The organism is Synechococcus sp. OH2, assembly GCF_047462155.1.
Lineage (GTDB): Bacteria > Cyanobacteriota > Cyanobacteriia > Thermostichales > Thermostichaceae > Thermostichus.
In genome coordinates, this window is sequence record NZ_JANSIR010000104.1 from 21,983 (window position 1) to 25,809 (window position 3,827).

Below are 3,827 nucleotides of genomic sequence, written 5' to 3' on the forward strand. Positions count from 1 at the left end.
ATGCTGAGCCGGGCAAGATCCTGCACGAGCAGCGCTACAGCGAGATGGCCAAGACGCGCGAGATCCCCTTTGGCAATTATTTCGGCAGCATCGACGCCACTCCTTTGTTTGTGGTGCTAGCAGGGCGCTATGTGCGCCGCAGTGGGGATCTCGAGCTGTTGCGGCAGTTGTGGCCGAATATCGAGGCAGCTCTCCACTGGATGGACACCTACGGGGATCCCGACGGCGACGGCTTTTTGGAGTATGCCGGTAAGGCGCGGCGGGGCCTGCGCAACCAGGGCTGGAAAGACTCGGAAGATGCCATCTTCTATGCCGACGGATCCCTGGCCGAGCCACCCATAGCCCTGTGCGAGGTGCAGGGCTACGCCTACGAGGCCAAGCTGTTGGCGGCGGAGATGGCGGAGCTGTTGGGGCGGCACGAGCAAGCAGCGCAACTGCGGCAGCAAGCGGAAAAGCTGCAGCAGCGGTTTTGGGAGCAGTTTTGGTGCGAGGAGCTGGGCGGCTATGTCCTGTCTTTGGACGGGCGCAAGCAGCCCTGCCGTGTGCGCAGCTCCAACATGGGCCACTGCCTGTTTTCCGGGATCGCCCACCCGCAGCATGCCGAGCGCATCGCGCGGCAACTTTTGGAGCCCGCTTTTTTCAGCGGCTGGGGCATCCGCACCCTGGCGGAAGGGGAAGGGCGCTACAACCCCATGTCCTACCACAACGGCTCCATCTGGCCCCACGACAACGCCCTGATTGCAGCAGGTTTGGCCCGCTATGGCTACAAGGCGGAGGCAGCCCAAGTATTGACGGCCCTGTTTGATGCCAGCCAGTTTCTGGAGCTGCGGCGGCTGCCGGAGCTGTTCTGTGGCTTTCGCCGGCGCCAGCGGGAAGGCCCCACCCTCTACCCGGTGGCCTGTCTGCCCCAGTCGTGGGCAGCGGCCAGTGTGTTCCTGCTGCTGCAAGCCTGCCTAGGCCTGGAGATCGACGGGCTGGCCCAGCAGGTGCACCTCACCCAGCCCACCCTGCCCCTGTGGCTGCCCTATGTAACTCTTGAGAACATCCAGGTGGGGCGGGGATCCCTGGACATCGGCCTGTATCTCCAGGCAGGAGGGGTGGGGATCAACGTCCTCAGGAGCACGGGGGAGGTGGAGCTGACGGTGAGGTAGGCTACCGCTCCTGCAGCATGTCCTGGATGGAAAGCTGATCCAGGTTCCAGAGAGGGCCGAGGATGGGGCGGGGATCCACCCCTTGCAGGCGGTTGCGCAGGGCCGAGAGCACCAGGGGGTTGAAGGTGCCGATCTGGGGCAGTTGTTCCTGGATGATCACTTGAAAGCGGTCGTAGAGGGCCTTGCGCTTTTCAAAGTCCAGCTCCCGCACCCCCGCAATAAAGATGCGGTCGATCTCCCGCTCCCAATCGCTCACTTCCACTCCTTCGGCGGGATTGCCGGGCAGATCCCCCAGGTTAAACAGGTGCAGGCGGCCATCGCTGCGCCAGATGTTGGAGCCGTTGTTGGGCTCGGTGCCGCCGCCGCCAAAGCCCAGCAACAAGGTTTCCCAGTCGCGGCTGTCGGTGCGCTGCACCACCGTGTTGAAGGCAATGGGGGTGAAGTCAACGGTGATGCCGATCCGCGCCAGGTCGGCCTTGATCAGGGCGCCGGTGGCCTCCCGCTGGTTGTTGCCGGCGTTGGTGATGAGACTGAAGCGGACGCGGTTACCGTCGGGATCCCGTAGGTGGCCTTCGGCGTCGTAGGTATAGCCGGCAGCCAAGAGCAGTTGCCGCGCCTTTTCGGGATCGTAGTCGTAGGTGGGCAGGCCCTCTGCCGGGCTGAGGTAAAAGGGGCTGGCGGGGGAGAAGACCGAGTGCTGGATCTCGCCCAACCCCTGCAGGACGCTCTCGACGTAAAATTGCCGGTTCAGGGCGTGGGCCACCGCCCGGCGGAAGTTCAAATCGTTGAACCAGCGGCTTTTGACGGGATCCACAAAGGGCCGTCCGGTTTGGGGGTTGCGGGCCCGGCTGAGGTTGAAGGCAAAGAAATTGTTGTTGAGGGTGGGGCCGAGATTGTAAATCCTGAACTGATCCCGTTCTTCCTCCCGCTTCAGTAGCTGAAAATCTCTGCCTCGCACCGAAAACACGTCGGTCTCGCCGGAGCGAAACTGCAACAGGGCCGTATCTTCCGAGTCCACGATGCGCAGGATGACCCGCTCGATGCGCGGGATCCCTTCCCCTTTCCAGTAGTAGGGGTTGGGACGGTACACCAGCCGCTGTCCGGGGGTATATTCCTGCAAGATGTAGGGGCCGGCCCCCACCAATTCTTGCACCGGCGTGTCAACTCCCCAGGTCTGGAGAAAGAGGGGGTTGCCCTGGCCGTCCACCTGCTCCACAGTGGGCTGCAGAATGTGCTTGGGCAAGAGAGGGGATCCGGCCTGCAACAGGAAAGGGGCAAAGGGCTCCGGCAGGACAAACTCAACCCGCCGCTCGTCCAAGGCCCGCACCTGGGGCAGCGCCCCCGCCTCGCCGATGCGTAACACATCCCGCGCCGAGGTCGGGATCCGCTCGTCAAAGATGATGCGGTTGAAGGTAAAGTCCACATCTGCCGCTGTCAGGGGCTCCCCGTCCGACCAGCGCAGCCCCTCCCGCAAGGTGAAGACATAGCGCAAGCCGTCCTCAGACACTTCCCAGCCTTCCGCCAGCTCCGGCTTGGGCAGGAGGGTATCTTCATCGAGGGTGACCAGGCCCGCCTCCAGGTAGGCGATGGCGTCGCGGCTGGAGCTCTCGGTGGCCAGATAGGTGTTGAAGGTTTTGGGATCCGAGGTGACGGTGGCAATCAGGTGGGGCGGGCGGGCGGGGGCAGCACAGGCGCTAAGCCAGAGAAGAAGGATCCCTAGGAATAGGGGGGCAAAAAGGCTGCTCTTGAGCTGCTCTGTTGAGGTATTGCTTTGGCCTGCCATTTCCTTTGCTGAGTATCCGAGCAAGTTTGAGGGGGCCCGCCGGCGGCCCAAGCGCTCCGCGCCGCTCACGCGACCACCCCCAGCCCCTCTCCCGGAGGGAGAGGGGAGCTGGGATCGAGGCGGCAGGGGGTTTCACGACAATGGGGGCCAATTGGTTTTTTGAGGGAGCGATTGCTTGCCAGTTTGGCAGCTTGGGCAGGGCAACGGCCAGGTGCTTTCCGCAAGCCGGCAGCTCAGCGTTCCACCAGCAGGGCGACGGCAAAGGCAGCCATGGCCTCTCCCTGGCCGACGGGGCCGAGTTTTTCGTTGGTGGTGGCCTTCACGCCTACCTGTTTGGGCGATAGTTGCATGGCCTCAGCTAGACGAGCCTGCATGGCGGGGATGTGGGGCTTGAGCTTGGGCTGCTCTGCCACCACGACGCTATCGACGTTGGCAATGCGCCAGCCCTCTTGGCTTACCAACTGCACCACCTGCTGCAAGAGGAGAATGCTGTCTGCCCCTTTCCAGCGCTCCTCTTCCGGGGGAAAGTAGTAGCCAATGTCCCGCAGGGCGGCGGCTCCTAGGAGGGCGTCCATGATGGCGTGGGTGAGCACGTCGGCGTCGCTGTGGCCCAACAGACCCTTTTCATAAGGGATCCGGATCCCGCCTAGGATCAGGGGGCGCCCTTCTACGAGGCGGTGGATGTCATAGCCCTGGCCAATGCGCACTGTTGCGGCTCCCTTGGGAACACCAGCGAGACTTTTGCCAACTTCCTTCCAAGAGCTTGGCTCACCGGGAGAGGAAAAGCGGCTGTTGAGAACGACTTCTTTCTATTCTGCCGACTCGAGAGGGGAGGAGCAGATGGCACAGGAAGAACCGCTGTAGCAGTCGAAGCAGATAAGGTGGGATTTTCC

Annotated in this window: 3 protein-coding genes; 1 reads left to right on the forward strand and 2 read right to left on the reverse strand. The window is 63.1% G+C overall.

Annotated features, from left to right (window positions below):
* Nucleotides 1-1,151 (forward strand): amylo-alpha-1,6-glucosidase (locus NW835_RS10420; protein ID WP_414415250.1); only part of this gene is annotated, 1,151 nt, incomplete at its 5' end.
* Nucleotide 1,152: 1 nt separating this feature from the next.
* On the opposite strand, the gene NW835_RS10425 is transcribed toward NW835_RS10420, so the two are convergent.
* Both NW835_RS10425 and ispF read right to left on the reverse strand, forming a co-directional pair.
* Nucleotides 1,153-2,934, reverse strand: a complete 1,782-nt coding sequence (locus NW835_RS10425; protein WP_414334655.1) for an ABC transporter substrate-binding protein — start codon at nt 2,932-2,934, stop codon at nt 1,153-1,155.
* Between the two features lie 233 nt (nt 2,935-3,167).
* Complete coding sequence (gene ispF / locus NW835_RS10430) at nt 3,168-3,641, reverse strand: 2-C-methyl-D-erythritol 2,4-cyclodiphosphate synthase (RefSeq protein ID WP_414334653.1); 474 nt, start codon at nt 3,639-3,641, stop codon at nt 3,168-3,170.
* Nucleotides 3,642-3,827 lie beyond the last annotated feature (186 nt).

Coding starts and splice junctions, on each gene's coding strand:
- NW835_RS10425 (WP_414334655.1), bottom strand. CDS start 2,934: ATGGCAGGCCAAAGCAATACCTCAACAGAGCAGCTCAAGAGCAGCCTT.